This is a genomic window from Pseudonocardia zijingensis (assembly GCF_042657305.1).
In the GTDB taxonomy this organism is placed as follows: Bacteria; Actinomycetota; Actinomycetes; order Mycobacteriales; family Pseudonocardiaceae; genus Pseudonocardia; species Pseudonocardia zijingensis.
In genome coordinates, this window is record NZ_JBHSKO010000060.1 from 1 (window position 1) to 4,850 (window position 4,850).

A 4,850-nucleotide genomic window follows, 5' to 3' on the forward strand; every position below is an offset into this window, starting at 1 on the left:
CCTCGGCCAGGTGGAGGTCGGTGCGGCACACCCCGCAGGCCTGCACCCGCACCCGCACCTCCCCCGGCCCGGGCGACGGCTCCGGGAGCTCGACGGCGTGCAGCGGCCCGCTGCCGATCGGCCCCGGACGGTCGGCGACCCACGCACGCATGCCCACGCCGCGCAGCGCGCCAGGATGAGGGGTACCGACGCTCAGCCCGTCGTGGCCCTCATCGCGCCTGCGCACCCGGCGATCGAGCGGCTTCCAACAGCACCCGGCGCTCGGCGGCGCCGATGGCCCTGCGCGCCGCGTCGATCGCGTCCGGGTTCACCGAGATCGACGTGATCCCGGCACGGACGAGGTGATCGGCGTACTCCGGGTGGGCCGACGGCGCCTGTCCACACAGCGACGAGGTGATGCCGAGACGCCGTGCCGTGGTGATGATCTGTTCGACGGCGGCGAGCACGGCCGGGTCGGTCTCGTCGTACAGCTCGGCGCACTCCGCCGAGTCGCGGTCGACGCCCAGCACGAGCTGCGTGAGGTCGTTGCTGCCGATCGAGACCCCGTCGATCCCCAGGTCCACGTAGGCAGGCAGCCAGTGCAACACCGATGGGACCTCGGCCATCACCCAGCGGTGCATCCCGCGGTGCGACCCGAGCGGGCTCGATTCGACCAGCTCGAGGCAGGCCTCGAGCTCCCAGCGGGTGCGGACGAACGGGATCATCAGGTGCAGGTTGGTGGTGCGGTCGCGGACCTCGGCGAGCGCCCGCAGTTCGAGCGCGAAGAGGTCGGGCTCGCGCAGGTACCGGTAGGCGCCCCGATACCCGATCATCGGGTTGTGCTCGTCGGGTTCGTGGGCTGCGCCTCCGGCCAGGCCGCGGAACTCGTTGCTGCGCAGGTCCGTCGCCCGGTAGACGACGGGTCGGGGGGCGAACGGCTCGGTGATGCGCAGCAGCGCCGTGGACAGCGCGGCCACGAACTGCTCCTGCTCCCCCCGGGCGAGCACCTCCCGCGGGTGGCGGCCGCCGAGCGCCTCGGTGAGGAGGAACTCCGCCCGCAGCAGCCCGACCCCGTCGACCGGACGCGCAGCTGCCGCCTCGGCCTGCTCGGGCATCGCGAGGTTCACGTAGAGGCGGGTGCCGATCGATTCCGGCGAGGCGATCGCCACCGGCTGGGGTTCCGCCCGGACCGATGTCACCGCAGACGCGCCGGGTCGTACCTCGCCGGCGCTCCCGTCCACGGTGACCAGCTGTCCGTCGCTCAGCCCGGCGGTCGCGTCCCGCGCGCCGACGATGCACGGCACGCCCAGCTCACGGGCGACGACCGCCGCGTGGCACGTGGTGCCACCGTGGTCGGTGACGAGGGCTGCCGCCCGCCGCACCGTCGGCAGCCAGTCCGGATTGGTCATCGGGGCGACGAGCACCTCGCCCGCCTGCAAGGCAGCGCCCTCGGCCGGGGACGTGAGCACCCGCACCCGACCCGAGGCCGTGCCCGGTGATGCGGCGAGGCCGCGGACCAGGGGTTCGCCGCCGCCGGTCGTTCTCGGCGCCGGCGCCTCGGTGAGCGTCGTGATCGGACGAGCCTGCACCAGCCAGGTGCGGCGGCCGGTCATCGCCCACTCCACGTCCTGTGGAACGCCGAAGTGCTGCTGCACGCGCAGCGCGAGACGCGCGACATCGCACGCCTCCTCGTCGGACAGCACGCGCGCATCGGCTCTCCCCGGTTCGAGCGGAACCGTGCGGTCACCGCCGTCCTCGCCGCGGACGATCTCGTGGGTCTGGTGCCCCACTCGCACGGCGACCAGCCGGGTGCCGGACGCCCCCACGCGGTACGTATCGGGCTCCACGGCGCCGCTGACGACCACCTCGCCCTGCCCGAACGCCGCCTCGACGACCACGACGTCGCGCCGGCCGGTGGCGGGGTCCGCGGTGAACGCCACGCCGGCACGGTCCGCGCGCACCATGAGCTGGACGACGACCGCGATGGCCGGCTCGGCCGTGTAGCCGCGGGTCGCCCGGTAGGCGACGACACGAGCGCCGAAGAGCGACGCCCAGCACCGCAGGATCCGCTCGACGAGGGCGCGTGTGCCGCGGACATTGGTGAAACTGGCGTTCATCCCTGCGAAGCTGGCGTCGGTGCCGTCCTCGCCGACGGCCGACGAGCGCACGGCGACCGTCGCACCGCCCGAGCCATCCGGCAACGCCGCATACGCGACGCGGATCTGCTCGACCAGCTCGGCGGGCAGCCCGGCCCGGTGCACGGTCTCCGCCGCGCGCCGGCACAGCGCTGCCAGCTCGACCGGGTCGTCGACCGCCGCGACGGCCCGCTCGTGCAGCTGGGCGAGCTCCTCCCGAACCCCCGCCCGGGACATCGCGTCCAGGTAGACCGCGGCCGGCACGACGAAACCCGGCGGCACCGGCAGGCCTGCGGCGATCAGCTCACCGAGGTTGGCGGCCTTGCCACCGACTTCGGGGGCGGCACCGGCGCCGACGCCGGCCAGATCGAGCACGGCCGGGCCGACGAGGGTGGTCATCCCACTGCGCCCGGCTCAGGGCGGACGACCGCCACCGGGCAGTGCGCGCGGTGCAGGACGGCGTTGCTGACCGAGCCGAGCACGAGACCGGCGAGCCCGCCACGGCCGCGCGACCCGACCACGAGCAGCTGCGCGCGCAGCGACTGTTCGACCAGGGCGTGCGCTGGGCGGTCGCGGCTCACGAGGCGCTGGACGTGGACATCCGGGTACTTCTCCGCCCACCCGGCGAGCCGCTCGGCCAGCACCTCGCGCTCGTCGTTCTCGATCGCGTCCCAGTCCAACAGGGGCGCCATCGTCGGATCGACGATCAGGTCCCACCAGGTGTGCACCGCCACCAGCGGTACCTTCCGCGCGGCGGCGGCCTCGAAGGCGAAGGCGAGCGCGGCCTCGCTGATCGGTGAACCGTCCACGCCGACCACGACCGGCGCGGCCGGGTCCGGTACCTCGGCCTCGCCGCGGACAACCACCACGGGGCACTCCGCGCGCGAGGCCAACGCCACGGCGACCGACCCGAGCAGCAGGCCGGCCACGCCACCGACGCCGCGGTCGCCGATGACGACGAGCTCCGCGTGCTCCGCCTCGGCGCTCAGGACGGGGATCGGGTACCCGACGACCAGTTGCTGCTGCACCTCGAGCGCCGGCTGCTCGTGCTCAGCGAGCTGCGCCGCCTCGGTCAGCTGCCGCCGGGCGGTGTCGAGCATGACGTCGCGGTACCTGTCACCCAGCGCCGCCAGCCCAACGGGCTGCCCGGACATCCACTCGAACGCCATCACCACCCGCAGCGGCAGGCCGCGGCGAACGGCCTCCTGTGCCGCCCACCGCACGGCGCGCCGGGCGGGCTCCGAGCCGTCGACACCGACGACGACGGTCGAGCCAGGTCGTGTTGTGCTCATCGTTTTTCCTCCTCGGGTCTCCCGACCACGGTCGCCCCCGCAGCCCTGCCGACGGCAGTGGCGCGAGTCCCCCGATCGACAGGCCTTCCGGCCCGCCTGTGGGTGCCCGGCTGCAGTGCCGACGGGCGGTGGGTTCGCGCCGCCGTGACCTCCGCCCGCGGCGGCCAGGGCCGTCCGCCCCTGCCCGCTGCACGTGCTCGTCGGCACGCTGGCGTCCGTTCTGGGTGAGGAGGTGATCGATGACGACATCCGGGATCACCGCCAGCGCCGGCACGGAAACCGCAGCGCAGCAGCCACCCCGTGACGGTGCAGTTGAGCGGAGCCCTGGTGACGAGCCGCCCCGTCGTCGTCCACCCCGACCCGTCCGAGGCCGGACACCGAGCCCTGCGATGGGCCGCCGCGGAAGCGGATCGCCGCAGCTCGGTCCTGCAGCTCGCCCCGGCTCGCGGTTCGGCCCACGACGCGCTGCGGAAGCTGTCCGCGGACGCGGCCGTGGTAGTGGTCCCCGCGACGCTCACCGACGTCACCGCCGTGGTCGCCTCGTCGTACTGCCCGGTCGTGGTCGCGCCCGCGGAACCCCCGTCGCCGGGAGCCGACGCCGGACCGGTCGCGCTCGCGGCCGCCCCGTGGACCGGCGAGGACGTCATCGACGCCGCATTCGAGGAGGCGTGGCGTCCGGTCGGGGCGCTCCACTGCTCGTGGTCCGAGCCTGGTATCAGCCTCGGCCGGCTACAACCCGGCCCGATCGCGGACTGGGACCGCCCGCAAGAGCGGGCGCGCCGCGAACTGGAGCTGGCGATCTCGCCATGGCGGATCGTCCACCCCGGCGTCGACGTCCGGTGCATCGCCGTCCAGGACGATGCCGCCGAGCTGCTGCTCGCCCGCTCCCACCGCGCCCCGCTGCTCGTGCTCGGCCGGTCCACCCGAGGCGCACTCCTCGCCGGCCTCTCCGAATCCCCGGTGACGGCGCTGTTGCGCACGGCCCACTGCCCGGTCCTGATCGTTCCGCCGGAGGGACCGCCCCGGACGACCTGGCTGCCGGACCGCGCGAGCAGGTGGGCGTCCTCCCTGCGCTGAGCCGCCGCCGACGCTCACGTGGCACGGTCGCGCGCTCCTCTCGTCGGCTGGAACACCGGCGCACACCTTCCACGGCGCCGCGCTCCACGACGACGGGCGGAGGTCCCGCCGCACGGGGTCGACTGCCCCTCCCGGCCGCCCCGACCGTGGAGCAGGGTGGGTCGCAACGAGGTGAGGGGGATCCGCGTGGGTGAGGCGACGGGCGGACCTGCAGCTGCGGTGCACGAGACCCACATCGGTGTGGTGCTCCTGCTCGGCGAGCGGGCCTACAAGCTGAAGAAGCCGGTGCGCACCCCGTTCCTCGACTTCGGCAACCCGGACCTGCGCCGCGCCGTTCTGCAGCGCGAGCTGGAGCTCAACCGCCGCC

Annotated in this window: 3 protein-coding genes and 1 pseudogene; 2 read left to right on the forward strand and 2 right to left on the reverse strand. The window is 74.5% G+C overall.

The features are described from left to right. Positions 1–209: 209 nt before the first annotated feature. Both ppsA and ACFPL3_RS41835 read right to left on the reverse strand, forming a co-directional pair. Positions 210–2,513, reverse strand: a complete 2,304-nt coding sequence (gene ppsA / locus ACFPL3_RS41830) for a phosphoenolpyruvate synthase (protein WP_343946370.1) — start codon at positions 2,511–2,513, stop codon at positions 210–212. Beyond that, positions 2,510–3,406 (reverse strand): universal stress protein, encoded by an 897-nt coding sequence (locus tag ACFPL3_RS41835; RefSeq protein ID WP_343946371.1) that lies wholly within the window; start codon positions 3,404–3,406, stop codon positions 2,510–2,512. Before ACFPL3_RS41835 ends, ppsA begins: the two co-directional genes overlap by 4 nt. Positions 3,407–3,733: 327 nt before the next feature. Between ACFPL3_RS41835 and ACFPL3_RS41840 the strand changes: the two genes are divergently transcribed. Further along, complete coding sequence (locus tag ACFPL3_RS41840) at positions 3,734–4,483, forward strand: universal stress protein (RefSeq protein ID WP_343946372.1); 750 nt, start codon at positions 3,734–3,736, stop codon at positions 4,481–4,483. A gap of 186 nt (positions 4,484–4,669) precedes the next feature. Next, positions 4,670–4,850, forward strand: a pseudogene (locus tag ACFPL3_RS41845) (AAA family ATPase); the annotation flags it as partial.

What these genes read in the sequence shown, in the direction of transcription:
- ppsA (WP_343946370.1), bottom strand. Translation starts at nt 2,513, where the DNA reads ATGACCACCCTCGTCGGCCCGGCCGTGCTCGATCTGGCCGGCGTCGGC.
- ACFPL3_RS41835 (WP_343946371.1), bottom strand. Translation starts at nt 3,406, where the DNA reads ATGAGCACAACACGACCTGGCTCGACCGTCGTCGTCGGTGTCGACGGC.